At 65.3% G+C, this 26,636-nt stretch carries 17 protein-coding genes and 2 pseudogenes; 13 read left to right on the forward strand and 6 right to left on the reverse strand.

Annotated elements, in window-relative coordinates:
* Nucleotides 1-108 precede the first annotated feature (108 nt).
* A pseudogene (locus B3349_RS11215) lies at nucleotides 109-465 on the forward strand (carboxymuconolactone decarboxylase family protein); the annotation flags it as partial.
* Between the two features lie 370 nt (nucleotides 466-835).
* On the opposite strand, the gene B3349_RS11220 reads toward B3349_RS11215, so the two are convergent.
* The 4 genes from B3349_RS11220 to B3349_RS11235 all read right to left on the reverse strand — a co-directional run bounded on the left by B3349_RS11220 (nucleotide 836) and on the right by B3349_RS11235 (nucleotide 6,855).
* Nucleotides 836-3,952 (reverse strand): error-prone DNA polymerase, encoded by a 3,117-nt coding sequence (locus B3349_RS11220; RefSeq protein WP_291588671.1) that lies wholly within the window; start codon nucleotides 3,950-3,952, stop codon nucleotides 836-838.
* A gap of 6 nt (nucleotides 3,953-3,958) precedes the next feature.
* Entirely contained in the window at nucleotides 3,959-5,263 is a 1,305-nt protein-coding gene (locus tag B3349_RS11225) for a Y-family DNA polymerase (RefSeq protein ID WP_291588672.1), read from the reverse strand.
* Nucleotides 5,208-6,005, reverse strand: a complete 798-nt coding sequence (imuA, locus tag B3349_RS11230) for a translesion DNA synthesis-associated protein ImuA (protein ID WP_291588673.1) — start codon at nucleotides 6,003-6,005, stop codon at nucleotides 5,208-5,210. The genes B3349_RS11225 and imuA overlap by 56 nt, the downstream gene beginning before the upstream one ends.
* A gap of 289 nt (nucleotides 6,006-6,294) precedes the next feature.
* Nucleotides 6,295-6,855 (reverse strand): OmpA family protein, encoded by a 561-nt coding sequence (locus B3349_RS11235; protein WP_283337705.1) that lies wholly within the window; start codon nucleotides 6,853-6,855, stop codon nucleotides 6,295-6,297.
* Between the two features lie 197 nt (nucleotides 6,856-7,052).
* Between B3349_RS11235 and B3349_RS11240 the strand changes: the two genes are divergently transcribed.
* From B3349_RS11240 to B3349_RS11295, 12 genes and pseudogenes are all read left to right on the forward strand, one after another.
* Nucleotides 7,053-7,718 (forward strand): gamma-glutamylcyclotransferase, encoded by a 666-nt coding sequence (locus tag B3349_RS11240; RefSeq protein WP_291588674.1) that lies wholly within the window; start codon nucleotides 7,053-7,055, stop codon nucleotides 7,716-7,718.
* A 186-nt stretch (nucleotides 7,719-7,904) separates the two neighbouring features.
* Entirely contained in the window at nucleotides 7,905-8,240 is a 336-nt protein-coding gene (locus tag B3349_RS11245; protein WP_291588675.1) for a hypothetical protein, read from the forward strand.
* Between the two features lie 266 nt (nucleotides 8,241-8,506).
* Entirely contained in the window at nucleotides 8,507-10,738 is a 2,232-nt protein-coding gene (locus B3349_RS11250) for an NADP-dependent isocitrate dehydrogenase (RefSeq protein WP_291588676.1), read from the forward strand.
* Between the two features lie 235 nt (nucleotides 10,739-10,973).
* Entirely contained in the window at nucleotides 10,974-12,254 is a 1,281-nt protein-coding gene (locus B3349_RS11255) for a nitrate regulatory protein (RefSeq protein WP_291588677.1), read from the forward strand.
* Between the two features lie 434 nt (nucleotides 12,255-12,688).
* Nucleotides 12,689-13,926, forward strand: a pseudogene (locus tag B3349_RS11260) (ABC transporter substrate-binding protein).
* A 38-nt stretch (nucleotides 13,927-13,964) separates the two neighbouring features.
* Entirely contained in the window at nucleotides 13,965-14,930 is a 966-nt protein-coding gene (ntrB, locus tag B3349_RS11265) for a nitrate ABC transporter permease (RefSeq protein WP_291588678.1), read from the forward strand.
* Complete coding sequence (locus tag B3349_RS11270; protein WP_291588679.1) at nucleotides 14,927-15,757, forward strand: ABC transporter ATP-binding protein; 831 nt, start codon at nucleotides 14,927-14,929, stop codon at nucleotides 15,755-15,757. Before ntrB ends, B3349_RS11270 begins: the two co-directional genes overlap by 4 nt.
* Nucleotides 15,758-16,063: 306 nt before the next feature.
* Entirely contained in the window at nucleotides 16,064-18,568 is a 2,505-nt protein-coding gene (gene nirB / locus B3349_RS11275; protein WP_291588680.1) for a nitrite reductase large subunit NirB, read from the forward strand.
* A 64-nt stretch (nucleotides 18,569-18,632) separates the two neighbouring features.
* Nucleotides 18,633-19,031, forward strand: coding sequence for a nitrite reductase small subunit NirD (nirD, locus tag B3349_RS11280; protein WP_291588681.1), 399 nt, complete (start codon nucleotides 18,633-18,635; stop codon nucleotides 19,029-19,031).
* A 79-nt stretch (nucleotides 19,032-19,110) separates the two neighbouring features.
* Nucleotides 19,111-21,972, forward strand: coding sequence for a nitrate reductase (locus tag B3349_RS11285; protein ID WP_291588682.1), 2,862 nt, complete (start codon nucleotides 19,111-19,113; stop codon nucleotides 21,970-21,972).
* 42 nt (nucleotides 21,973-22,014) lie between these two features.
* Entirely contained in the window at nucleotides 22,015-22,830 is an 816-nt protein-coding gene (gene cobA, locus B3349_RS11290; protein ID WP_291588683.1) for a uroporphyrinogen-III C-methyltransferase, read from the forward strand.
* Between the two features lie 178 nt (nucleotides 22,831-23,008).
* Complete coding sequence (locus tag B3349_RS11295) at nucleotides 23,009-23,329, forward strand: H-NS histone family protein (RefSeq protein WP_066531909.1); 321 nt, start codon at nucleotides 23,009-23,011, stop codon at nucleotides 23,327-23,329.
* Nucleotides 23,330-23,427: 98 nt separating this feature from the next.
* Here the strand turns inward: B3349_RS11295 and B3349_RS11300 are convergent, their stop codons facing one another.
* Nucleotides 23,428-24,828, reverse strand: coding sequence for an amidohydrolase (locus tag B3349_RS11300; protein ID WP_291589205.1), 1,401 nt, complete (start codon nucleotides 24,826-24,828; stop codon nucleotides 23,428-23,430).
* Nucleotides 24,829-25,185: 357 nt separating this feature from the next.
* A complete protein-coding gene (icd, locus tag B3349_RS11305; RefSeq protein WP_291588684.1) occupies nucleotides 25,186-26,454 on the reverse strand; it encodes an NADP-dependent isocitrate dehydrogenase in 1,269 nt (422 codons plus the stop codon).
* Nucleotides 26,455-26,636: the final 182 nt, after the last annotated feature.

Below are 26,636 nucleotides of genomic sequence, written 5' to 3' on the forward strand. Positions count from 1 at the left end.
GTTCTACAACCCCATCCGCAGACATTCGTCTGCGGATGGCCTGTCTCCGATAGAGTTCGAGAGGCGCAATTCTGTGAGGCTTGCAGCTATCTAAAAAAAGCTGGTCGATTCAATCACAGCAGCCTGGGCAAGCCTTTGATCGAGCTGGTCTATCTGCGCGTGTCCCAAATCAATGGCTGCGCCTTCTGCCTGGAGATGCATGCCAAGGCGTTGCGCGCCGGAGGCATGGCACAGGCCAAGCTCGACAGCCTGGCCGGCTGGCGGGTCAGCGGCCAGTTCGATGCCAGGGAACGCGCGGCACTGGGCTGGACGGAATCCCTGGTCGATGTGGCCCACACCCACGCACCGGACTCCGACTTTGCATCGCTGCAGCCACACTTCAGCGATACCGAGATTTCCGACCTGAGCTTTGCGATTGCGCTGATGAGCGCTTTCAACCGCTTGGCCATCGGCATGCGCCAGTAGTAAATAGTCAGCGCACCTTCTTGTCCATGGGTGTGCTGCGGGAGCCAAACCCCGGTGCACAAAAGGCCGTGCAGTGCACGGTCTGCTCCCCAGCAAAAGCGAAAGCGGCTTGCGCGCAGACCCCATCTCCACACAGTGGACGGCATCGTGGCGGCCCATAGGGGCAGCCACCAAAATTCGTGCCCCTGCGCCGCGCGAAGTAGTTCTATTGCTTGGCTTTTACCCGGTCTTTCCCAACAGCAAGGTTCCGACGAAGGTGCCCCTACTCCGGCTCCTCGCCCTGATCCAGGCTCTCGGGCTGACCAGCCCGGGGGGCGGGCCCTGAACCTCTTCGCTGCCACACAGGCGGCATGGGTGCATGGGGCCTCCCTTATTTGAAATCCCGGCTCTCGGTGGCCAGCCGGCCGAGCAAATGCGACAAGTCGGCCATGCGCTCTGCGATCAGATTGCACACCGGCCCCTGGCGCTGCCATATCCCCTCCACCGCCAGCAGGCGCGAGCCCACCAGCACCTGCCGATACGCATCGCGCACGTCGCGCCAGACGATGACCTGGGTGCAACCATGCTCGTCCTCCAGCGACACAAAGACGGTCCCGTTGGCGGTCCCTGGCTGCTGCCGCAAAGTCACGATGCCTGCAGTCCGAACCCGCTGGCCGTTGGATAGACGGCGCAACTCCTGCGAGGTTTTGACCTTCCACCGCTCCATCTTGGGTCGCAGCAGCCGCATGGGATGGCTGCGCAGAGTGAGGCCCGTGGAGGCATAGTCCCAGACCACTTCTTCGCCCTCTGGCGCCTCAGGCAGCGCCAGCAAGGCTTCATCGAAGCGAGCCTCCTCCAGGAGCTCAGGCGCGGCATGCAAGGCCGCGGCCTCCCACACCTGCTGGCGGCGGTGTCCCGACAAGCTGGCCAGGGCCCCTGCTGCGGCCAGGCACTTCATCTCCTGCTGGTCCATGTGCGTGCGCCGGGCCAGTGCTTCGGCGCTGTCGAAAGGAGCCTTGCGGCGGTTCTCCTCGATGCGCCGGGCACTGGTGCGGCCCAGGCCCGAGATCATGCGCAGGCCCAGCCGGACTGCCGGCTGCAGCTTGCCGGTCTCTTCCAGCGTGCAGTCCACATCGCTGTGCATCACGTCCACGGGCCGTACTTCAACCCCGTGGCGGCGTGCATCCTGCGTCAACTGGCTGGCTGAATAGAACCCCATTGGCTGGCTGTTGAGAATGGCCGCCAGGAAGGCCGCAGGCTCGTGGCGCTTGATCCAGCTGGACGCATAGACCAGCAGTGCAAAGCTGGCGGCGTGACTTTCCGGGAAGCCGTATTCCGAAAAGCCCTTGATTTGCTCGAAGATGGATTCGGCAAAGTCGCGTTCGTAACCGCGCTCGGTCATCCCTTGCACGATCCTGTCGTAGTACTTCTCCAGCCCCCCTTTGCGCTTCCAGGCCGCCATGGCCCGGCGCAGGCCATCGGCCTCGCCAGGGCTGAAACCGGCGGCCAGCATGGCGATCTGCATGACCTGCTCCTGGAACACCGGCACTCCCAGCGTACGGCCCAGCGCCTCCTTCAAGGCCTCGCTCGGGTAGACCACCGGGTCCTTGCCCTGGCGCCGGCGCAGATAGGGGTGGACCATGCCGCCCTGGATGGGGCCCGGCCGCACCAGCGCCACTTCCACCACCAGGTCGTAGAACTTGCGCGGGCGCAACCGGGGCAGCATGGACATCTGCGCCCTGCTCTCGATCTGGAACACACCGATGGTGTCGGCGCGACAGATCATGTCGTAGGTGGCCGAATCCTCTGGCGGGATGTCCTGCATCGTGAACGCGCAGCCTCGGCGCTGACCGATGAAGTCCAGGGCCCGGCGGATCGCCGACAGCATGCCCAGGGCCAGTACGTCCACTTTGAGCAGCCCTGCAGCGTCCAGATCATCCTTGTCCCACTCGATGACCGTGCGGTCGTCCATGGATGCGTTCTCCACAGGCACCATACGGCACAGCAGGCCGCGCGTGAGCACAAAACCGCCGGTGTGCTGGGACAGGTGGCGTGGGAACCCGATCAACTGTTCGGTCAACGCGACCAACTGCTGCACGGCCAGGGAGCCCGCATCCATGCCCAGCTCTGCAAAACGCTCCTGCCGGATGCTGCGTCCATCGAACCACTGCTGTCCCTTGGCGATGGCGTCCACCACATCGAGATCAAAGCCCAGGGCCTTGCCCACATCCCGGATTGCAGAACGCGGCCGGTAGGAAATCACGGCCGCAGCCAGGGCCGCGCGGTCGCGGCCGTACTTCGCATAGAGGTACTGGATCACCTCTTCGCGACGCTGGTGCTCGAAGTCGATGTCAATGTCCGGGGGCTCATTGCGCTCCTTGGAAATAAAGCGCTCGAACAGCACGGAAGTGCGATCCGGGTCCACCTCGGTCACCCCCAGGCAGTAACACACCGCGCTGTTGGCGGCCGAACCGCGGCCCTGGCACAAAATGCCGCGCGAGCGCGCGAAGACCACAATGTCGTAGACGGTCAGGAAATACTGCTCGTACTTCAGCTCGCAGATCAGACCCAACTCGTAGGCGATCTGGCGTTGGACTTTCTCGGGGATGCCCGCAGGCCAGCGCCGGCCCGCGCCGTCATAGGTTGCCTGGCGCAGGTAGCTGGCCGCCGTGTGCCCTGCAGGCACCACTTCATCGGGGTACTGGTACTGGAGTTCGTTCAGGCTGAAGCTGCAGCGCGCCACCACGGCCAGGGTCTGGGCCAGCAGTTCCGCCGGAAAGGTCTGGGCCAGGCGCAGGCGGCTGCGCAGGTGGCGCTCGGCGCTGCGCTGCAGGGCGTAGCCGCATTCGGTCAGCGGCTTGCCCATGCGGGTGGCGGTCAGCACATCCTGCAGCGGTTTGCGCGAGCGCACATGCATGTGCACGTCGCCCACGGCCACCAGGGGCACGGCGGTCAGTGCCGCCAGCGCGCGCATGCGGTGCAGCCACAGCTCATCGTCCAGGCGCCGTACCAGGTCCACGCCGATCCAGCAGCGGCCCGTGAAGTGGGTCAGCGTCCAGCGGCCCATGGCCTCCAGTTGCGCATCGGTGGCCTTGCGCTCCGGGCACAGCAGCACCAAGCAGTCTTGCAGCTCCTGGCCGGTGATGCAGCCCAAGTCCAGGCGGTAAGTGCCTTTGTCCGAAGCGCGCCGCAGCTTGGTGATGAACTGGCACAGATTGCCGTAGCCGTTGAGGTTCTGGGCCAGCACCACCAAGGTGAAAGGCGCTTCGCCGGCATCGCGTGGCTGGATGCAGAACTGGGCGCCCAGCAGCAGGGTCAGGCCTTGCTGTCTGGCAGCCACATGGGCGCGCACGATACCTGCCAAGGAACATTCGTCGGTAATGGCCAAAGCACTGTAGCCCAGTTCCTTGGCGCGCTCCACCAATTCCTCCGGGCGGCTGGCACCCCGCAGAAAGGTGAAATTGGAGATGCAACGCAGCTCGGCATACACGGGAAGGACGTGTTGCATGCCGCCTCAGGCGTAGTGCCCATGCAGGAACCAGGCGGTCTCATCGCCGGCCAGGCGTGCCTGGAAAATCCACAGCAGCCCCGCATGCTCGCTGCGCGCGAGCCAATAGTCGCGCTGCACATTCAACGGCATCTCCCCGCTGTCCACCTGGTCGCGGTGCCACCAGCCACCTTCCACACGGTCCGGTCCCAGCAGCAGTTGCAGGGCGCCCTGGTAGACGGGCCTGTTGGCGCGCTCGACGAGACGCAAAGGTGTGCCCAGCATCCAGGTCGGTTGCGGCAGCTCGCACACCAGCTCCGGTTTGCTGGGGCGGCGCTGCTCGGCCGATAGCCACTGCTGCATCCATTCGGGCCTGTGGTCCGCAGACAGCACGGGCCGGCGCACAGCATCGTTGCCCAGCCGTGCCTGAATGCGTTCCAGAGCCAGCTTGATGGAGGAGCCTTTGCCCGCCGCCTCGGGAATCAGTGACCGGCTCTCTTCCACGATGGGCTCTACCTCGGTGGCCAGCAGCTCCAGATCGCCCATTGGCGCCAGAAGCTCAACCCGGGCCAGGTGCTCGGACAGCAGGCGCGAGAAGTGGTCGACGTTCTGTGTAGGCTCTGCCGTGCGGATGGTCAGCTCTCCGCTGCTGCCTACATCCCGTGTGCGCATGACATCGTGGCACCAGCGCAGCGTGAAGGCTGTCGCACCCAGTTGGCGGGCCTTCAGCCAACCCGCCATCTGCACAAGCAGACGCCGCACCCCGAACAACATGGCCGGCGCCAGTTCCACCCGCGACATCAGCTCCAGGCGCGTATGGAAAGCGTCCGGAGCCTCCACCCACCCATAGGTTTCAGGGCGCAGGCCATAGGCCTGGTCCATGGCTTCCAACAGGGCTTTGTCGAATCGGCGCACGATGCCTGCGCGCGGCAGGGCACGCACCTGGCCCAAGGTCCGGCACCCGACCCGCGCCAATGTCGGTTGGTGGCGCTTCACCGCTGTGATGCACTCCAGCAACAGCCGGTCCAGCAGCCGTTCCAAAGGCGCGGAAAATCCGTCGATACCCTTCTGGCGCGCAAAGGCCAGAGCGGCCATGCCGGTGGGCGCCCAGGCCACACTGGCACCGAGATCCCGGGCACCCTCTTCCACCAGGGCGTGCAGGCTTGTGACACCCCCAAACAAACGCAAACTGGCTTCCACTTCAATCAAGACCGCTTCCTCGTGCAAGGCCACGCGCGGCGTGAACTGGAGGGCCCAGACGGCAAGCTGCACAGAGTCAATGGGTGAGGTGGTGTCCGGAAGCTGTATGGGAATCAGAGCGGCCCAATGCATGAAACACCTCCTTCTGCAGCCCCCCTGGCGCCTGAAGTTCGCGCATGCGGGGGGGGATCACGGAATCCAGGTTGCCGGGGATCGCCTGCAGGTGCAGCACCTCGGTACACACCGCACCCCGGCGCTTCCGGATGCACACATCCAGATTCCAACTGGTACCCAGGGACAGCGATACCCGCAGCGGAGCTGCCGAGGCCTCGCCCATAGCCGTTTCCGGGCGAACCAGGAACACAGGGGCATCGCAATGGATGGCATGAACTTGCAGGCGGCGGATCTGCTCTTGGCGGGCCTGGGGCAGCCAGGCAATGACAGCACCAGCAGGCTCAGATTTCAGCAGCTGTTCTGTGACCCACAGACGCTCCTGCGCTCCCTTGGCGTCAATCCAGACCAACTGTTCGGGAGGCAGGCCCAGCTGGGCCAACCCCATCGCATGGGGAATCTGGGGCGGCGCGACAAGGTAGATACGCGCCCCCTTGTCTGCCAGCAGCCCTGGCAAGGCGGGACCCAGAAGCCGCCATTCGCACACCGCCGCTTGCGGCTGCAGCAGCTCGCACAGGCTGGCTGTGGGCCAGCCCTGTCCTGGCAGGGCTTTGTCCAGTGTTGCGTAGCCTGTGGGTACGGTCCGGCTGGCACCGGTGCTGACCTCGTTTCCACACCACAGCGCGTGTGCGATATGCGCAGGCAGCGTCCCCCGGTCAAAGCCGGGAGCCAGCAAAAGGCGAGCGGGTTTGGCGTAGTTCATGGCAAATGCTGTTTATACATACAGTATATTGAAATTTGCCTGCCAGTTGACGAGGGCGTTGAGGGGACATGGAAAGAACTTGGTACTGCTTCGCTTTCCGGAGCAGCTTGGCCTGCCCCAACCGGCCGTGGACCCGGCACGGAGAGCGACGCCACATTGCCCAAACCTGATGTGCTCTCGGGGGCATTGGTCCCCCCGCGGCCACGCACCCGCCCATGAAAAAGGCCGTGCAATGCACGGCCTGGTGGGGGTGAAGCAAGGGGCAGCCCCTTGCTGAAGCTAAAGCGGCTTACTCGATGATCACCACTTCCACGCGACGGGCTTCGTCGTTGCTGCCATCGGCCTGAGTCACTTCGGGCTTGCGCAGTTCCACATTGCCGGCGACCACGCCCTGGGCAATGATGGCCTGCTGCACGGCCTGTGCACGGCGCTTAGCCAGTTCGGCGTTCACTGCGGCGTTGCCGGTGGCGTCGTGGTAGCCCGACACCGCCAGCTTCTTGCCGCGCTGGGCGGCGATACGCACCACATCGGCCAGGGCTTCGTCGGCACCAGCGGCCAGCTCGGCGCTGCCGGTGGCAAAGTAGAACTTGACTACGCCTTCTTCCACGCGGATGTAGGCGCCGTCACCTTGCTGCACGGCACCCGCCGCCAGGGCCGGCGGTGTGCTTTGGCTGGCCACCGCAGAATCCACCACGGCCGGAGCAGCCGCAGTGGGCGCGCCCTTGGCTCCGGTGACCGAGCGGTACACCACCGCGCCGACGACGGTGCCGACCACCAGAAGCACCAGGGCAAAAATGATGCCGAGGGCAAAGCGCTGTTGGCTGTCGTCGTCCGATGTATTGAAGGCCATGAAATTCTCCAGAGGATGTTGTGTGTGATCGTGCGTTCTTGCAGCCCGAATGCGGTGCATGGCAGAGCCTGTCCAGCCTGCCGCAGCCACTCGGCCCGCTTGCGGGGGCCCATTCTAGAGGGAGTGCCGCCTACATATGTAGTGCGCCTGTAGCCGCTTCGTGTCCATCCAGTGGGTTTTGCTCTAGCATCACAGCCATGTCCGAAGTCCCTACTCTTCTGCCCACCGCTCCAAACCGTGATCCACGCACTTTTTTGGAGCGCACGCTGCAGCAATGGGGCGGAGAGCAGGATTTGTGGGTATTCGGCTACGGCAGCCTGATCTGGCGGCCCGAATTTGACTTCGCCGAACGGCGCGATGCCAAGGTGCACGGCTGGCACCGTGCGCTGAAGATGTGGAGCCGCATCAACCGCGGCACGCCCGAACGCCCCGGTCTGGTGTTTGCCATGCTGCCCGGAGGCAGTTGCCAGGGCGCGGCGTTCCGCATTCCTGCCCGGCAGGGGCATGAGACCCTGCATGCGCTGTGGCAGCGCGAGATGCCGCTGGCCACCTACGACCCACGCTGGTTGCAGTGCAGCACCCCTGAGGGCCCGGTGCGTGCCCTGGCCTTCACCCTGTCGCGGCACAGCCCCAGCTACTGCGGCACGCTGCCCCCCGAGCAGTACCAGCGCATCTTTGCCGAATCCGCCGGCATCTACGGCACCACGCGCGACTATGCCCTGGCCACCTACGACGGTCTGCAGGCCATGGGCATCCGCGACCGCGCGCTGGAACAGGTGCTGCACTGGGGCAAAGCCTGGGAAGACCACCAGCCCCCGGCCCCGCAGCAGGCCCGCACAGGGCACCAGCCCCGGGGGCGCTGAACGCCCACGGTTTCCCCATGGCGGGCATGGAGGGTTCTGTAGCGCTCCCCCCCTGACAACCCGCAGCCCACACCGCGGCCAGTGCAGGCCCCAGCACCGCGGCGGCGGCATATGCCATCTTGATGCGCATCAAACCCCGGGGCATCCCATCGGACAGCGCCCGGGCTGCGGCCGATAATCCGCAGCATGTCTGACACCCCCACTTCCGCTTCCGACGGCGCAGCCGACACCACCCAGGCCGACGCCGCGACCGCCGTAGCCGACACGCCCGTGCGCAAGCCACGCCTGGTACGCTGGCTCATCGGCCTGCCGGTGGCCTTCTTTGCCATCCTGATGGCCATGGGTTATCTGTTCAACACGCCCGAAACCGAAGACCGCTGGGTCGCGCGCGAAACCATCCGCCTGTGCTGGAAGGAAGTACAGAAACCGCCCAAGGAAGGCAAGCCAGTGCATTTCACCCAGCAATCCGAATGCGAGAAACTGGAATTCGACTTCAAAACCCAATATGGGGAAAACCCCTGATTCAAGGGCATGAAGGCGGGCGATCCGCTAGGCAGCATGCCGTTGCCGGCCGGTGGTGAAGTTGCAGCTTGTGCACCGCAGCATAAAACACCGTTCCGTAGTGTGGAAGCTGATGCTAAACTCAAGTCTTATACAAGAGTTGGGTTTGTGATCGCAGACCCGCTCTTGTGGTGCGCTACACAGATAGCGAGCCGGGCCTACCCGCTCGGTGCCAATACGCCACGCGCGCAGGCGCGGTTTTTGAACCCTAGACAACAGACCACAACATGTCTTCATCCTCCAAGATCATCTACACACTGACTGATGAAGCACCGATGCTGGCAACGTATTCGTTGCTGCCCATCGTGCAGGCGTTCACGCGCTCCGCTGGCATTGACGTCGAAACCCGCGACATCTCGCTGTCCGGCCGCATCCTGGCCCTGTTCCCCGAGCTGCTCAAGCCCGAGCAACGCATCGCCAATGACCTGGCCGAACTGGGCGAACTGGCCAAGAAGCCCGAAGCCAACATCATCAAGCTGCCGAACATCTCGGCCTCCATTCCCCAGCTCAAGGCCGCCATCAAGGAACTGCAAGGCAAGGGCTACGCCCTGCCCGACTACCCTGATGCGCCCGCCAATGACGTGGAAAAAGACGCCAAGGCCCGTTACGACAAGGTCAAGGGCTCGGCCGTGAACCCCGTGCTGCGCGAAGGCAACTCCGACCGCCGCGCACCGCTGTCGGTCAAGAACTACGCCCGCAAGCACCCCCACAAGATGGGCGCCTGGACAGCCGACAACAAGGCCCACGTGTCCCACATGGACGGTGGCGACTTCTACGGCAGCGAAAAGTCCACCGTGGTGGCCAACGCCGGCAATGTGCGCATCGAGCTGGCCACCGCCGCCGGTGCCACCAACGTCCTCAAGGCCACCACCAAGGTGCTGGCCGGTGAAGTGATCGACGCCTCCGTCATCAGCAAGAAGGCCCTGCGCAGCTTCCTGGCCGCACAGGTGCAAGACGCCAAGGACCAGGGCGTGCTGTTCTCCGCCCACCTGAAGGCCACCATGATGAAGGTCTCCGACCCCATCATCTTCGGCCACGTGGTCTACGCCTACTACGGCCCCGTGCTGGACAAGCACGCCGCTGCGCTGGCCGAGATCGGCTTCAACGCCAACAACGGCATCGGCGACCTGTACGCCCGCCTGGACAAGCTGTCCGAAGCCAAGCGCACGGAAATCGAAGCCGACCTGAAGGCACTGGCCGCAGACCGCCCCGCCCTGGCCATGGTCAACAGCGACAAGGGCATCACCTGCCTGCACGTGCCTTCCGACGTGATCGTTGACGCCTCCATGCCAGCCATGATCCGCGATTCCGGCGGCATGTGGAACGCCGAAGGCAAGCTGCAGGCCGCCAAGGCCGTCATCCCTGACCGCTGCTATGCCGGCGTCTACCAGACCGTCATCGACGACTGCAAGAAGCACGGCGCGCTGGACCCTGTCACCATGGGCACCGTGCCCAACGTGGGCCTGATGGCACAAGCCGCCGAAGAGTACGGCAGCCACGACAAGACCTTTGAAATCGCCGAAGCCGGCACCGTGCGCGTGGTGGACGACGCCGGTACCGTGCTGCTGGAGCAAGCTGTCGAAGCCGGTGACATCTTCCGCATGTGCCAGGCCAAGGACGCCCCCATCCGCGACTGGGTCAAGCTGGCCGTCACCCGCGCCCGCGCCTCCGGCATGCCCGCCGTGTTCTGGCTGGACGAAAACCGCGCCCACGACGCACAGCTGATCCAGAAGGTCACCACCTACCTGAAGGACCACGATCTGTCCGGCCTGGACATCCAGATCATGTCGCCCGTCAAGGCCACCCAGTTCTCGCTGGACCGCATCCGCAAGGGCCAGGACACCATCTCCGTCACCGGCAACGTGCTGCGCGACTACCTGACCGACCTGTTCCCCATCCTGGAACTGGGCACCTCGGCCAAGATGCTGTCCATCGTGCCCCTGATGAACGGCGGCGGCCTGTTTGAAACCGGTGCCGGCGGCTCCGCCCCCAAGCACGTGCAGCAGTTCGTGGAAGAAGGCTTCCTGCGCTGGGACTCGCTGGGTGAATTCATGGCCCTGGCCGCTTCGCTGGAACACCTGGCCGGCTTTGCCCAGAACCCCAAGGCCCAAGTGCTGGCCGACGCCCTGGACGCTGCCACCGGCCGCTTCCTGGACGAAAACAAGAGCCCCTCGCGCAAGCCTGGCGCCGGCATCGACAACCGCGGCAGCCACTTCTACCTGGCCTCGTTCTGGGCCCAGGAACTGGCCAAGCAAGGCAAGGACGCCGAGCTGCAAGCCGTGTTCAAGCACGTGGCGGAATCCATGGTGACCAATGAAGCCCAGATCGTCGAAGAGCTGAACGCCGTACAAGGCAAGCCTTCGGACATCGACGGCTACTACCGTCCCGACGAAGCCAAGACCGGCACCGCCATGCGTCCCAGCGCCACGCTGAACGCCATCGTCGACAAGCTGGCCTAAAGCCAGGTCTGCGCCCCGCCCTGTACAGGGGCGGTGGCGACTGCTACCAAAAACCGGCCGTCCCTTTGCGGGGGCGGCCGGTTTTTGTATGTCCGGGTCATCGCATCGGTCTGGCCTGCGCACAGTGCAGCCATCGTCAGGACTCTCGTGTGACGCGAATGCATGCGCCATGCACATGCACCACCGTGAGGCACAGAACTTGCTGCCTTCACACTAAAGCACTGCACGCCCCACCATGACTTCTAGCTTGGATTACCTGATTGCCGTTCGCCGCTGTGAAATGGGCGAACTGGAGCAACTGCTGCACACCAGCACCCTGGTGCGCCAGCTGGGTGCGCTCATCCATGCGCTGCAGGCCGAGCGCGGCCTGTCCAACATCGTGCTGGCCAGTGGTGGGCAGCGCGGTGCCAGCGTTCGGCTGGCGCAGATCCAGACAGCGGACCGCTGCACCGCACAGCTGCACCAGGCGCTGGTGCAGCTCGATCTGAATGCCTTCCAAGGCGGTCACGGCGCGCGGCTGTTCAACCATATCGCCTATGTGCTGCAGGGGCTGGACGCCTTGCCCGCGCTGCGCCAGCAGGTCAGCGCGCTGGCGCTGGCGCCCGATGCCGCCACCGCGGCCTATATCCGCCTGATCGCAGGCCTGCTGGCCGTGGTCTTCGAGGCGGCCGACAGTGCCACCGAGCCCGGCATTTCCCGCCTGCTGGTGGCCATGTTCCACTTCATGCAAGGCAAGGAACTGGCCGGCCAGGAGCGTGCCACCGGGGCCGCGGCCTTTGGCAGCGGCCGCAGCCAGGCCGCGCGCCAGCAGCACTGGCTGCATCTGATCGACGCGCAGGAGCGCTGCTTCCAGGTGTTTGCCGATTGCGCTCCCGCCACGCCATTGGCGCTGTGGGAAAAGATCCAGCACCACAACCCCGAGCTGCTGGTGATCGAGCGCATGCGCCGCATGGGCTGTACCGCCGCCACCGGCCAGGCGCTCGATGCCGAGCTGAGCACGCCCTGGTTCGAAGCCTGCACGGCCCGCATGGATGCCTTGTATGCCATCGAAGGGCAGCTGGCCGACGAGCTGCAGCAACGCTGCACCACACAGCTGCAGGCGGCCCGACAGGCGCCGGAGCCGCGGGCACTGTTGCAGCGCAGCGCCGGTGCAGGTGACGCCCCTGCCGTGCCCGACGGCCTGCCGGATTTCTTCCATGCACCAGCCCCCGAAGCCACGCTGCAACTGGGCAACAGCCTGGCACCGCAGCTGGGCCAGTCGGTGTTGAGCCTGGTACAGGAACAATCCCAGCGGCTGCAAGCCATGCAGGCCGAGCTGGAAACCGTGCGCTCCGCCCTGACCGAACGCAAGACGCTGGAACGCGCCAAAGGCCTGCTGATGGCGCACCGCCAGCTCAGCGAGAGCGAAGCACACAAGCTGCTGCGCCAGACCGCCATGAACCAGAACCGCCGCCTGATCGATGTGGCCGAGGCTGTGCTGGCAATGGCCGATCTGCTGCCGCCAGCGCAAGGCTGATCCGCGCGCACGCAAAGCCACACGCACCAACACACAGCAGCAACTGTGGCTGCCATCCTGCTGCAGCGCACCAAAACCGCGCTTCCTCCCGCGGAGATGCGCACTGCAAAGCACATCTCCGTGCCCCAGAGGCCCTGCTTCCCTGGGAGAACCGCCCGCCGGCAAGCTGGCACGGTTTCTGCATTCCTTGGCAGTGAATCCCGGCCAACGGCGGTCTGGAATCAGCCCCCACACACAGGACAACGGCGTCCCCATCCCCTGCACACCGCAGACGGATCGGGACGCCTTTGTGTTTTGCAGGTCTGGAAACAGCCTTTTGTGGGATCCGTCGTTCCGTTGAAAAAGCATTCGCCCCACGCACTGGAAGGAGCCGAACCATGGCACAGCACACCCCGGATACCGCTTGCACTCCCTTGTCCACCCCGACAGACACCATGGAAGCGGGCAGTCGCCGCCAGTTTCTGCGCCAGGCCGGCGGCATCGCCGCAGGCGCCGCCCTGTACACCCAGCTGGGCCACGGCGGCGTATGGGCCGCCGGATCGGACGCCCCGGAGAAGAAAGAGGTGAAGATCGGCTTCATCCCGCTGACGGACTGCGCCAGCGTGGTCATGGCCTCGGTGCTGGGGCTGGACCAGAAGTACGGCGTCAAGATCATCCCCACCAAGGAAGCCAGCTGGGCCGGCGTGCGTGACAAACTGGTCAACGGCGAGCTGGACTTTGCCCATGTGCTCTACGGCCTGGTCTACGGGCTGCACCTGGGGGTGAGCGGCCCCAAGAAAGAGATGGCGGTGCTGATGACGCTCAACCAGAACGGCCAGGCCATCACCTTGTCCAAGAAGCTGGCGGACAAAGGCGCGGTGGATGCCGCCAGCCTGGCCAAGCTGATGGCCAGCGACAAGCGCGAATACACCTTTGCCCAGACCTTCCCCACCGGCACCCATGCCATGTGGCTCTATTACTGGCTGGCATCGGCCGGGATCGATCCGCTCAAGGACGCCAAGGTCATCACCGTGCCGCCGCCGCAGATGGTGGCCAACATGCGCATTGGCAATATGGATGGCTTCTGCGTGGGCGAACCCTGGGGCCACCGCGCCATCATGGACAACATCGGCATCACGGCCGTGACCACGCAGGACATCTGGCAGGGCCACCCTGAAAAAGTGCTGGGCACCACAGCCGAGTTCGCACAGAAAAACCCCAACACGGCCCGCGCCGTGATGATGGCCATTCTGGAAGCCGGCCGATGGATCGACGCCAGCCTGCAGAATAAGCTGAAGATGGCCGAGACCATTGCCGGCAAAGCCTATGTGAACACCAGTGTGGACGCCATCAACCAGCGCATCCTGGGCCGCTACCAGAACGGCCTGGGCAAGACCTGGGACGACCCGAATCACATGAAGTTCTTTGCCGACGGCGCGGTGAACTACCCCTACCTCAGCGATGGCATGTGGTTCCTGACCCAGCACAAGCGCTGGGGCCTGCTCAAGAGCCACCCTGATTACCTGGCCGTGGCCAAGCAGATCAACCGCATCGACCTGTACAGCCAGGCCGCCACGCAGCTGAAGGTGAACGTGCCCAAGGACAGCATGCGCAGCAGCAAGCTGATCGACGGCGTGGTGTGGGACGGCAAGGACCCGCCAAGTACGCCGACAGCTTCAAGGTCAAGGCCTGAGCCACTGCCCCCTTCATTGATTTTTCAGGAGAAGCACCATGGTCAGTGCCATTTTTCATTCACCGCGCGGTGATGCAGCGCCGCCCCAGGGCGCCATCGCTGCCGTGGCCGCCAACGACGCTACCCACGGCTCCTCTGCCACGGCAAATACAGGCACCGCTGCCGGGGCCAATCCCCCTGCCGCCAGCGCCACGCCGGCCCCACCTTCACGCCTGCGCCAGCAGTTGACGGCACTGGCGCAGACCGTGCTGCCTCCCGTCATGGGCCTGGCCCTGCTGGTGGGCCTGTGGTCGCTGGTGTCGGGAGGCACAGGCCAGGCCATTCCCGGCCCGCTGGAAACCTGGCAGCAGGCGGTCGAAGTCTTCAGTGACCCGTTCTATCGCAACGGCCCGAATGACCAGGGGGTGGGCTGGAACGTGCTGGCCTCGCTGCAGCGCGTGGGCCTGGGCTTCGGGCTGGCGGCGCTGGTGGGGATTCCGCTGGGCTTTGTGATCGGGCGCTTCCGCTTTCTGTCCCGCATGTGCAACCCGCTGATCAGCCTGCTGCGCCCGGTCTCGCCGCTGGCCTGGCTGCCAATTGGTCTGTTGGTCTTCAAAGGTGCCAACCCCGCTGCCATCTGGACCATCTTCATCTGTTCCATCTGGCCAATGGTCATCAACACCGCGGTGGGCGTGCAGCGCGTCCCCCAGGACTACATGAACGTGGCCCGCGTGCTGAACCTGAGCGAATGGAAGATCGCCACCACCATCTTGTTTCCCTCGGTGCTCCCCTATCTGCTGACCGGTGTGCGCCTCGCCGTAGGCACGGCCTGGCTGGTCATCGTGGCCGCCGAAATGCTGACTGGCGGCGTGGGCATCGGCTTCTGGGTCTGGGACGAGTGGAACAACCTGAACGTCAAGAACATCATCATCGCCATCTTTGTGATCGGCATCGTGGGCCTGCTGCTGGAGTGGGCGCTGGTGAAACTGGCTTCGGCCTTTACGTTTGAAGAGGTGAAAGCATGAACCACCCCACCCTGCACAACCCGTCGCTCTCCACCAAGTTCATCCAGATCCAGGGCGTGGAGCAGACCTTCACCACGACCAAAGGGCTGTTCCCTGCGCTGCGCGACATCAACCTGAACATTGCCAGGGGCGAGTTCGTGAGCCTGATCGGCCACTCTGGCTGCGGCAAATCCACCTTGCTGAACCTGATTGCCGGGCTGACCACGCCCACCGCCGGCAACCTGCTGTGCGCCAACAAGGAAATCAAAGGCCCAGGTCCCGAGCGCGCCGTGGTGTTCCAGAACCATTCGCTGCTGCCCTGGCTGACCTGCCATGCCAACGTCCATCTGGCCGTGGAGCGAGTGTTCGGAAAACAGGAAACCAAGGCCCAGCTCCAGGCCCGCACTGCGGCCGCGCTGGAACTGGTGGGACTGAGCCACGCGGCGCACAAGCGGCCGGGCGAGATTTCCGGCGGCATGAAGCAGCGCGTGGGCATTGCCCGGGCACTGTCCATGGAACCCCAGGTGCTGCTGATGGACGAACCTTTTGGGGCACTGGACGCCCTCACCCGCGCAAAATTGCAGGACGAGTTGCTGGACATCGTGGCCCGCACCCGTAGCACCGTGGTCATGGTGACCCATGATGTGGACGAGGCGGTGCTGCTGTCCGACCAGATCGTGATGCTCACCAACGGCCCCGCTGCCACCATTGGCGAGGTGCTGAAGGTGCCGCTGGCACGCCCGCGCAACCGCGTGGCACTGGCCGAAGACCGGGACTACCAGCACTGCCGCAAGGCGGTGATCGATTTTCTCTATACCCGCCAGGGCCATGTAGAAAAAGCGGCCTGACCCGTCCGCAGACACAGGGCGCCGCAGGCGTGCACTGCGGTGGTCCACGGCACACGCTGAACGCACCACCACGGTGCGTTGCAACACCGGGTGAAGCACCCGCTGCCTGGCAGGTTCCTGGCGCCAGCTGGCACAGAACCTGCTTGAAATGGACAAGGCCACCGTTGGCCCGCAGACCTGCTATGCAATGGCGCACAGAAGGTCGCACAAGACAAAGGCGTCTTTTCCCCGCAGCACCCCGCTGCCCGGAAAGGACGCCTTTTTTGTTTTCGAACCTGGAATGAAGCAACCACCCACGGGGGCACGATGAAAAAATCCCAACTGGTTCTGGTAGGCAACGGCATGGCCGGTGTGCGCGCGCTGGAAGAGCTGCTGAAGATTGCACCGGATCTGTATCAGATCACGGTCTTCGGCGCCGAGCCCCATCCCAACTACAACCGCATACTGCTCTCGCCCGTACTGGCTGGCGAACAGACGCTCGATGAAATCGTGCTGAACGACTGGGCCTGGTACCAGGAACACGGCATCCACCTGCACACCGGCTGCACGGTGACCGAGGTGGACCGGGTGCGCCGCGTGGTGCATGGTGTGGATGCGGCGGGCAACACCATCAGCGCTCCTTATGACCGCCTGGTGCTGGCTACCGGCTCCAACCCCTTCATCCTGCCGCTGCCCGGCCATGATCTGCAGGGCGTGCTGGCCTACCGCGACATCGCGGACACCCAGGCCATGATCGACGCGGCTGCCCGGTATCGCCATGCCGTGGTCATCGGTGGCGGCCTGCTGGGACTGGAAGCGGCCAACGGCTTGATGAAGCGCGGCATGCAGGTGACGGTGGTGCATGCCAGTGAATGGCTGATGGAGCGCCAGCTCGACGATGTGGCCGGCCGCATGCTGCAGCAGTCGCTGTCCGAGCGGGGCATGCAGTTCCTGATGCAGGCCCAGACCCAGGAGCTGCTGGCCAACGACACCGGCCGCGTGCGCGCCGTGCGCTTCAAGGATGGCAGCGAAGTCCCGGCTGACCTGGTGGTCATGGCCGTGGGCATCCGCCCCAACACCGCCCTGGCCCAGCGCATGCACCTGCATGTGGACCGCGGCATTGTGGTCAGCGACACGCTGCAGACCGTGACCGACCCGCGCATCTACGCGGTCGGCGAATGCGCCGCCCACCGGGGCGTGGCCTACGGTCTGGTCGCCCCGCTGTTCGAGCAGGGCAAGGTGCTGGCCAACCACCTGGCCGAATGGGGCATCGGGCGCTATCAAGGCTCGCTCACCTCCACCAAGCTCAAGGTCACCGGTATCGACCTGTTTTCGGCAGGCAACTTCCAGGGCGGTGCGGATACCGAGGAAATCGTGCTGCGCGACCCCTATGCCCCCGGCGGCGGCGTCTACAAGAAGCTGGTGATCCAGGGCGACAAGCTGGTGGGCGCCTGCCTGTATGGGGACACCGTGGATGGCAGCTGGTACTTCAAGCTGCTGCGCGAAGGCCGCTCGGTCGCCGACATCCGCGATCGGCTGATGTTTGGAGAGTCGAACATCGGCGACACCGGTCACGAAGGCCACAGCAAGGCATCGGCCATGGCCGACAGCGACGAGGTCTGCGGCTGCAACGGCGTGACCAAGGGCGCCATCTGCAAGGCGATCAAGGACAAAGGCCTATTCACGCTGGACGAGGTGCGCAAGCACACCAAGGCCAGTGCCAGCTGCGGCTCCTGCACCGGGCTGGTGGAACAGATCATCATGTTCACCGCCGGCGGCGACTATTCCAGCACGCCCAAGAGCAAAGCCGTGTGCGGCTGCACCGACCACGGCCACCAGGCGGTGCGCGACGCCATCACCCAGCATCACCTGCTGACCACGGATGCGGTCTTCCGCTTCATGGAATGGCGCACGCCCAATGGTTGTGCCACCTGCCGCCCGGCCGTGAACTACTACCTGATCAGCACCTGGCCCAAGCAGGCGCAGGACGACCCGCAAAGCCGCGCCATCAATGAGCGCAGCCACGCCAACATCCAGAAAGACGGTACCTACAGCGTGATTCCGCGCATGTGGGGCGGCGAAACCACGGCCGACGAGCTCCGCCGCATTGCCGATGCGGTGGACAAATACCAGATTCCTACGGTCAAGGTCACAGGCGGCCAGCGAATCGACCTGCTGGGCGTCAAGAAGGAAGATCTGCAGGCGGTGTGGAACGACATCGGCATGCCCAGCGGCCACGCCTATGCCAAGGCGCTGCGCACCGTCAAGACCTGCGTGGGCAGCGAATGGTGCCGCATGGGCACGCAGGACAGCACCCAGCTAGGCAAGGACCTGGAGCGGGCCATGTGGCGCATGTATGCGCCGCACAAGGTGAAGTTCGCCGTCAGCGGCTGCCCGCGCAACTGTGCGGAATCGGGCATCAAGGATGTGGGCATCATCGGTGTGGACAGCGGCTGGGAGATGCACATCGCCGGCAACGGCGGCATCAAGACCGAGGTGGCGCATTTCTTCACCAAGCTCAGAACGGCCGAAGAGGTGCTGGAGTACACGGGCGCCTTCATGCAGCTCTACCGCCTGGAAGGCTGGTACCTGGAGCGCACCGTGCACTACGTGAGTCGCGTGGGCCTGGACTACGTGAAGCAACGCATTCTGGAAGATGCCGCCGGCCGCAAAGCCCTGTGGGAGCAGCTGCAGTTCGCCCTGGATGGCGAACCCGACCCCTGGTTCGAGTTCGACAAGGCCCATGTGGATGCCCGCCAGTTCCAGCGCGTCATCCCCATCCTCCCGGCCCTGTCACCGCAGGCGGCCCCCACCCAGACCGCCAGCGTGTGATGCACCGCCCCGGCAGGCCTTCATGAATCCCCCATCTACACCAGCAGATCCGAAAGGAATAGCAATGACCACCTGGCAAGCCATCTGCGCCGTCCACGACATCCCCGTGCTGGGCGCGCGCCGCGTCGCCCGGCCCCAGGGGCTGGACGTGGCCTTGTTCCGCAATGCAGAGGACGAAATCTTCGCCCTGCTCGACCGCTGCCCGCACAAAGGGGGGCCGCTGTCACAGGGCATGGTGTTCGGCCGCAGTGTGGCCTGCCCGATGCACAACTGGACCATTGGCCTGTGCGACGGCCAGGCCGCGGCGCCCGACGAGGGCTGCACCCCCGCTTTTGCCGTGCAGGTGCGCGACGGCCAGGTGTTCATGGATGCGGCCGAGCTGGCCACCAAGGCCACCGACCTGACACGCCCCATTGCCGGACCGGCCCGCCGCTGCGGCCAGGCTGCCAGCAACGCCGCCTGAACACAGAGCCACTCTCAAGCACGGCGGCGTGTACAGGTCCAGCTGCACACGCCGCCCCACACACCGGAAAGCCCACGCCATGGCCGAAACCCGTTCCACCTGCCCGTACTGCGGCGTCGGCTGCGGTGTGATCATCCAGTCCAAAGGGTCGCAGATCACCGGTGTACGCGGCGACCCCCTGCACCCCGCCAACCACGGGCGCCTGTGTACCAAGGGCAGCACGCTGCACCTGACCGCTGCCCCTGCGCTGGCCAGGCAGACCCGTCTGCTGCAGCCGCTGCTGCGCGCCGGGCGCGGGCAGGCGCCCCAGCCCACAGACTGGGACACCGCACTGGACCTGGCGGCCAACCGCATGGCCAATACCGTGCAGCAGCACGGGCCGGATGCAGTGGCCATTTACGCCAGCGGCCAGTTGCTGACGGAAGACTATTACGTTTTCAACAAGCTGGCTAAAGGCCTGCTGGGCACCAACAACCTGGACACCAACTCCCGCCTGTGCATGAGCAGCGCCGTTGCGGGCTACAAAGCCACCTTGGGCGCCGATGCCCCGCCGGCCTGCTACGACGACCTGCAGCACGCCCGCTGTCTGTTCATCGTGGGCAGCAATGCGGCCTGGGCCCACCCCATCCTGTTCCGGCGCATCGAAGATGCCAAGGCCGCCAACCCACAGCTCAAGATCATCGTGGCCGATCCGCGCCGCACCGAGACAGCCGAGATCGCCGACCTTTTCCTGCCGCTGCAGCCCGGCACCGATGTGCAGCTGTTCCACGGCATGCTGCACGCCATGCTGTGGGAAGGCTGGCTGGACACGGACTACATTGCATGCCACACCAGCGGGTTCGATGCCCTCAAGGCCCTGGTGCGCGAAGCCACCCCCGAACGCGTGGCACGCGACTGCGGCCTGGACATGCAGGATGTGCTGCAGGCTGCGCGCTGGTTTGCACTGGGAGGAGAGGACGGCAGCACCACACCGCGCGCCCCCACGCTCAGCCTGTACTGCCAGGGCCTGAACCAGAGCAGCAGCGGCACCGCCAAGAACGCCGCACTGATCAACCTGCATCTGGCCACTGGCCAGATCGGCAAACCGGGTGCCGGCCCGCTGTCGCTGACCGGCCAGCCCAATGCCATGGGGGGACGCGAAGTGGGAGGCATGGCCAATTTGCTCAGCGCCCACCGCGATCTGGCCAATGCGCAGCACCGTGCCGAAGTGGCTGCCTTCTGGGGTGTGCCCAGCGTGCCGGCCAGTCCCGGCAAGACCGCCATCGAACTGTTTGAAGCCGCTGCCGACGGCCAGATCAAAGCCCTGTGGATCGCCTGCACCAACCCCGCTCACAGCCTGCCGGACCAGGCCACCGTGCGCCGCGCACTGGAGCGTGCGGAGTGGGTGATGCTGCAGGACGCATTCGCTACCACGGCCACCGCCGCCTACGCCGACCTGCTGCTGCCCGCCACCACCTGGGGGGAAAAGCTGGGCACCGTCACCAACAGCGAACGTCGCATCTCCCGTGTGCGCGCCGCCGTGCCGGCGCCGGGCCAGGCCCGCCACGACTGGCAGATTGCCACGCAGATCGCGCAGCGTATCGAGGCCCGCGTGCGCCCCGGCCAGCCCAGCCTGTTCGCCTATGACACCGGCGACGCCGCGGCAGGCGCCGAGCGGATCTGGAACGAGCACCGCGATAGCACGCGCGGGCGGGACCTGGACATCTCCGGCCTGTCCTGGCCACTGCTGGAATCCGCAGGCCCGCAGCAGTGGCCGCTGCCCGCCGGTGCGCAGGCTGGAACGGCACGCCTGTATGCCGACGGCATCTTTCCCACCGCCGACGGGCGCGCCCGCTTTGCCGCCCAGCCCTACCGCCCTGTCGCCGAGCAGCGCAGCGCGCGCTTTCCATTCAGCCTGAACACCGGCCGCCTGCGCGACCAGTGGCATGGCATGAGCCGCACAGGCCAACTGGGCCGCCTGTTTGCCCACCAGCCCGAACCCGTGCTGAACATGCACCCGCAGGACATGGAACGCAGCCGTCTGCAGCCCGGCCAACTGGTGGCAGTGCGCAGCCGCCATGGCCAGATCGTGCTGCCGGTGCAGGCCGATGCCGGCCTGGGTCTGTCCCAGGTCTACCTGCCCATGCACTGGGGCAGCGAGTACCTGAGCGGACGCGACGCCCAGGGCCAGGCCGTGGGGGGCGTGAACGCACTGACCACCCCTGCGTTCTGCCCCCAGTCCAAGCAGCCGGAGCTCAAGCATGCCGCTGTCAGCGTGCAGGCTGTGGATCTGCCCTGGAGCATGCTGGCCCGCGTCTGGCTGCCTCCGGAGCACGTCTTCACCGCACGCCAGCAACTGGCAGCCTTGCTCCCTGCGTTTGACTTCGCCAGCTGCGTGCCTTTTGGCGAAAACGGCGCACTGGAACAGGCCGCCGGCGCCCGCCAGGGCCTGCTGCTGCGCGCAGCATGCGCCACGGCGCCCGATGCGACCCTGTTGCAGCACGTCCGCCAACTGCTGCAGTTGGAGGGGCCGGAGCTGCTGCACTACGCCGATGCACAACGCGGCCACAGCCGCACCTTGCGCCTGCGCGCCGGCAGCGGGGACACTGCGGGCCAGACCTGGCTGGACGGCCTGCTGCTGTGCGGCGACACCCGTGCCGGCGGCTGGCTGTCGGCTTTGCTGGACGGCGATGCCCCGCTGCAACTGAGCAGCCGGACCTTGCTCAGCCCCGGTGCCGAGCCACCCAGCGGCCTGGCCAGTGCCCGCAGTGTGACGGTGTGCAGCTGCTGGGGCGTGGGTGAACACGCCATCACCCAGACCCTGCACGACTGCCGCGGCAGCGACGCCCAGCGCCTGGAACAGCTGCAAACCCAGCTGAAATGTGGCACCCAGTGCGGCTCCTGCCTGCCGCGGCTGCGCCAGCTGGTGCGCGACAGCGCTGCGCACGCCCTGCCCGCCTGACCACGCCTCCCCGATATCCCCTACCCGCCCAGGACACCCACAATGAACCGCTCCCGCACCACCACCATCGCCCCCCGCCCCGCCCTGACCGGCTGCTGCACCCTGGTGGGCGCTGGCCCGGGCGATCCGGAGCTGCTGACCATCAAGGCGCTCAAGGCCATCCAGGCGGCCACCTTGCTGCTGGTGGACGATCTGGTCTCCCCCGCCATCGTGGCCCATGCCGCGCCCTCGGCCCGCGTGGTGCATGTAGGCAAACGCGGCGGCTGCCAGAGCACGCCCCAGGCCTTCATAGAAAAACTGATGCTGATGGCGGTGCAGGAAGGAGAGAACGTAGTGCGCCTCAAAGGCGGCGATCCCTTCATCTTTGGCCGAGGCGGTGAGGAAGTGGAGCATCTGCGCGCCGCAGGCGTGGAGGTGCAGGTCATCAATGGCATCACGGCGGGGCTGGCGGGGCTGACCAGCCTGGGCGCGCCGCTGACCCACCGCGACCGGGCCCATGGCGTGGTGTTCATCACCGGCCACGCCAAGCCAGGAGACGCTGGCACCGACTGGCGCCAGCTGGCAACTACCGCCCAGGCGGCCAAGCTGACCCTGGTGGTCTATATGGGGGTGGCGGCTGCCGGGCAGATTGCGGCCGAGCTGTGCGCCGGCGGTCTTGCGGCCGACACTCCGGTGGCGGCCATCCAGCACGCCAGTCTGCCGCAGCAACGCCACGCTCTGACCTGCCTGGCCGACCTGCCCTCCACCCTGGCACGCGAACAGCTGGGCAGCCCCTGTGTGCTGGTAATTGGCGACGTGGTGCGCGGCGTGCAGGAGCTGGCGTTGACCCCGGCCTTGCCGCTGCAGGCCCTGGGCTGATGGAAAGGCAGGGGTATCCCCCTGTTTCGTGGCGGCCCGTGCACACCGCTGCGGCCAGCGCGCCCACTTCCGCTAATATGGCGTGCTGGCCCGGCCGGTTCCCCTCTTCCACACCGGCATCGGCTGCCCTCGCAGCCCCAGGGCTCTCATTTCATTGACCACCCACTCCCCCCGCAGAATGCCAAGCTACCAAGAGCTGCTCGACCAAAAAGAAGAACTGGACCGCCTGATTGCCCAGGCACAGAAGAAAGAATCCGCCGAAGCCCTGTCCACCGTGCGCCAGCTGATCAAGGAATTCGGCTTTACCGCACAGCAGGTCTTCCCCTGGGCCGAAGAGAAGAAGGCCAAGGTCGCCGTCAAGTACTACGACCCCAACACCGGCTCCAAATGGACGGGCCGCGGCAAGCCTCCCAGCTGGATTGCCGGCAAGGATTACAGCCAGTTCCTGCTGCCTACCCAACAGCCTGCGGAAACCAAGCCGGAAATCCTGCTCTGGTAACCCGGCCCTGCGCCTGATAGAACGGCTGCCTTCCCAGGCAGCCGTTTTTCATGGTGCGAGCCCTGCCATCCCGGATGGCCTGGCTCGCTTTTTTCGCCTTACTGCTTTTGCAGCATGTAGTCCACGGTCAGGTTCGCCAGCGCGCGCACGCCGTAGATCAGGCCGGACTCGTCCACATAGAAATGCGGCGAATGGTTGGGGGCCGCCTTGGCCGGTTCGGTCCCCTTCGGGGTCACGCCCAGGTTGAAGAACAGGCCCGGTGCTTCCTGCTGGTAGAACGAGAAGTCTTCCGATGCCGACGCCTTGGGCATCACCCCGTAGTTGCCGCTGCCGGCCACACGCTGCAGGGTGGGCGCCATCTGTGCCGTCAGATCGGGCGGGTTGACCACCGCGTTGTACAGCTCCACCACCTTCACCTTGGCCGTGGTGCCGGCACTTTCGGCAATGTTGGTGGCCGTGGTGCTGATGCGCTGGTGGATGTCTTTCTTCATGCCTTCGTCATAGGTACGCACGGTGCCGGTCATCGACACCGTATCCGGCACGATGTTCATGCGGTTGCCGCCGTGGAATGTGCCCACGGTGATCACCGCCGGTTCCAGCGCGATATTGGACTGGCGGCTGATGATGGTCTGCAGCCCCATCACGATCTGCGAACCGGTGACGATGGGGTCGATCCCCTGCCAGGGGCGAGCTCCATGGGTCTGTTTGCCCTGCACATCGATCCAGAACTGGTCGGCTGCGGCCATGGCCGGGCCTGGGCGCCAGGCAATCCAGCCGGCCGGATAGCTGCTCGAGACATGCAGGCCAAAGACAGCATCCACCTTGGGGTTCTGCATCACCCCTTCCTTGATCATCTGCTTGGCACCCCAGATCTTCTGTCCGTCGGGCTCGAAGGTAGCGGGCGTTTCTTCGGCCGGCTGGAAGATGAACTTCACGCTGCCTGGCAACTGGTCCTTCATGCCTGCCAGCACTTCGGCCGTGGCCATCAGGATCGCCACATGTGCGTCATGCCCGCAGGCGTGCATCACGTCCACTTCCTTGCCCAGGAACACGCCTTTGGCCTTGGAGGCGAACGGCACATCCACCTGCTCCTTTACCGGCAGGGCGTCCATGTCAGCACGCAACGCCACCACCGGGCCGGACTTGCCACCCTTGAGCAGCCCTACCACACCGGTCACTGCCACGCCGGTCTTCACCTCCATGCCCAGTTTGCGCAGGTGTGCAGCCACCAGAGCGGCGGTGCGGGTTTCCAGGTTGCCCATCTCAGGATGCTGGTGGATGTCACGGCGCCAGGCGATCAGTTGCTGCTCGATGGCCTTGGCACGGGTGTCGATCTGGGCCTGCAGGGCCTGTGCCGAGGGGTTGGAAGCAGCGGGTACAGCAGCAACTGGCGCCACGGGGCTTGCATTCTGGGCCTGCGCCAGCGGCGCGGCAGCCCACAAGCAGGCCGCCAGCAAGGCGGATGTGGCCGCAGCCACTGCGGTGCGCGGCCATGCCATGGAGGGGGAAGCAATCATTGGTGTCTCCTGTTGTTATGGGGTGTGTCTGCGTTGACCGGCCGGACCACAGCGGGCTGCGGCGGCGCAACATCCCACCATAGCGCGGGACCAGGCGCTCCCGCAGGACGCGCTGTCCGCCGCGCGACTGTCCCGTGCGCTGCACGCCTCCTCTGGGCAACGCAAGCCCCCCCTCATGGACTTACACGCTGGCAGGGGTCAACAGGAGATGTCGCTCCACCAGACCCGACGCACCCACAGTGCCGGCGCCAATGCCTGCGCATGAACATCCGCCCCTTCACCCACAAAAAAAAGGAACTCCGCAGCGTTCCTTTTTTGGGGGTGTGTCGGCAGTCGAAATTACACGTTCACCATCTGCTCGATGATCTCGTCGCCAAAGCGCGAGCAGCTGACCTGCTGGGCGCCGGCCATCAGGCGGGCAAAGTCATAGGTCACCTTCTTGCTCAGGATGGTGCGCTCCATGCCTTCGACAATCAGGTCGGCCGCCTCGGTCCAGCCCATGTGGCGCAGCATCATTTCGGCGCACAGGATCATGGAGCCGGGGTTCACATAATCCTTGCCGGCGTAGCGCGGTGCCGTGCCGTGGGTGGCTTCGAACATGGCGATGGTGCCGGACATGTTGGCACCGGGGGCAATGCCGATACCGCCCACCTGCGCTGCCAGCGCGTCCGAGATGTAGTCCCCGTTGAGGTTCATGGTGGCGATCACCGAGTACTCCACCGGCCGCAGCAGCACCTGCTGCAGGAAGGCGTCGGTGATGGAATCCTTGATGACGATGTCGGCGCCGGTGTTCGGGTTCTTCACACGCATCCAGGGGCCGCCATCGATAGGCTCCGCACCGAATTCCTTTTGTGCCAGGGCGTAGCCCCAGTCACGGAAAGCGCCTTCGGTGAACTTCATGATGTTGCCCTTGTGCACCAGGGTCACAGAAGGCTTGTCGTGGTCGATGGCGTACTGGATGGCCTTGCGCACCAGGCGCTCTGTGCCTTCGCGCGAGATGGGCTTGATGCCGATGCCCGATGTATCGGGGAAACGGATCTTCTGCACCCCCAGTTCCTTGTTCAGAAAATCGATCAGGCGCTGGGCGCGGTCGGACCCGGCTTCAAATTCGATCCCGGCATAGATGTCTTCCGAGTTCTCGCGGAAGATGACCATATTGGTTTTCTCGGGCTCGCGCACCGGCGACGGCACGCCACGGAAATGGCGCACCGGGCGCAGGCAGACGTACAGGTCCAGTTCCTGGCGCAGCGTGACATTCAGCGAGCGGATCCCTCCCCCCACCGGCGTGGTCAGCGGCCCCTTGATGGACACCGGATGGGTACGCACCGCCTCCATGGTCTCGGCCGGCAGCCACATGTCGGGGCCATACAGACCCACGGCTTTTTCGCCCGCATAGATTTCCATCCAGTGGATCTGGCGCTTGCCGCCATAGATCTGGGCCACGGCGGCATCCACAACCTTGCGCATCACCGGGCTCACGTCCACACCCACGCCGTCACCCTGGATAAAGGGGATGATGGGCTGGTCGGGCACATTCAGCGTCTGGTCGGCGTTGACGGTGATGTTCTGGCCAGCGGGTGGCACCTGGATGTGCTGGTAAGCAGTCATGTCGTGAAGGTCTCCGGATAATGTGATGCAGCGATTGCAAATGATTCTATCGACTGCACCCACGCTTTCGCGCGAACTGCCGACTTTGGCGTGGCACGGGGATGACAGTGCGCAAACCTGGCTGGCAGCACACTTGCCGCCCCCCCCCTGCACCATGGCGCACAATGTGGCGCATGTTGGCC

Source organism: Comamonas sp. UBA7528 (assembly GCF_002479375.1).
Taxonomy (GTDB): domain Bacteria; phylum Pseudomonadota; class Gammaproteobacteria; order Burkholderiales; family Burkholderiaceae_C; genus Comamonas.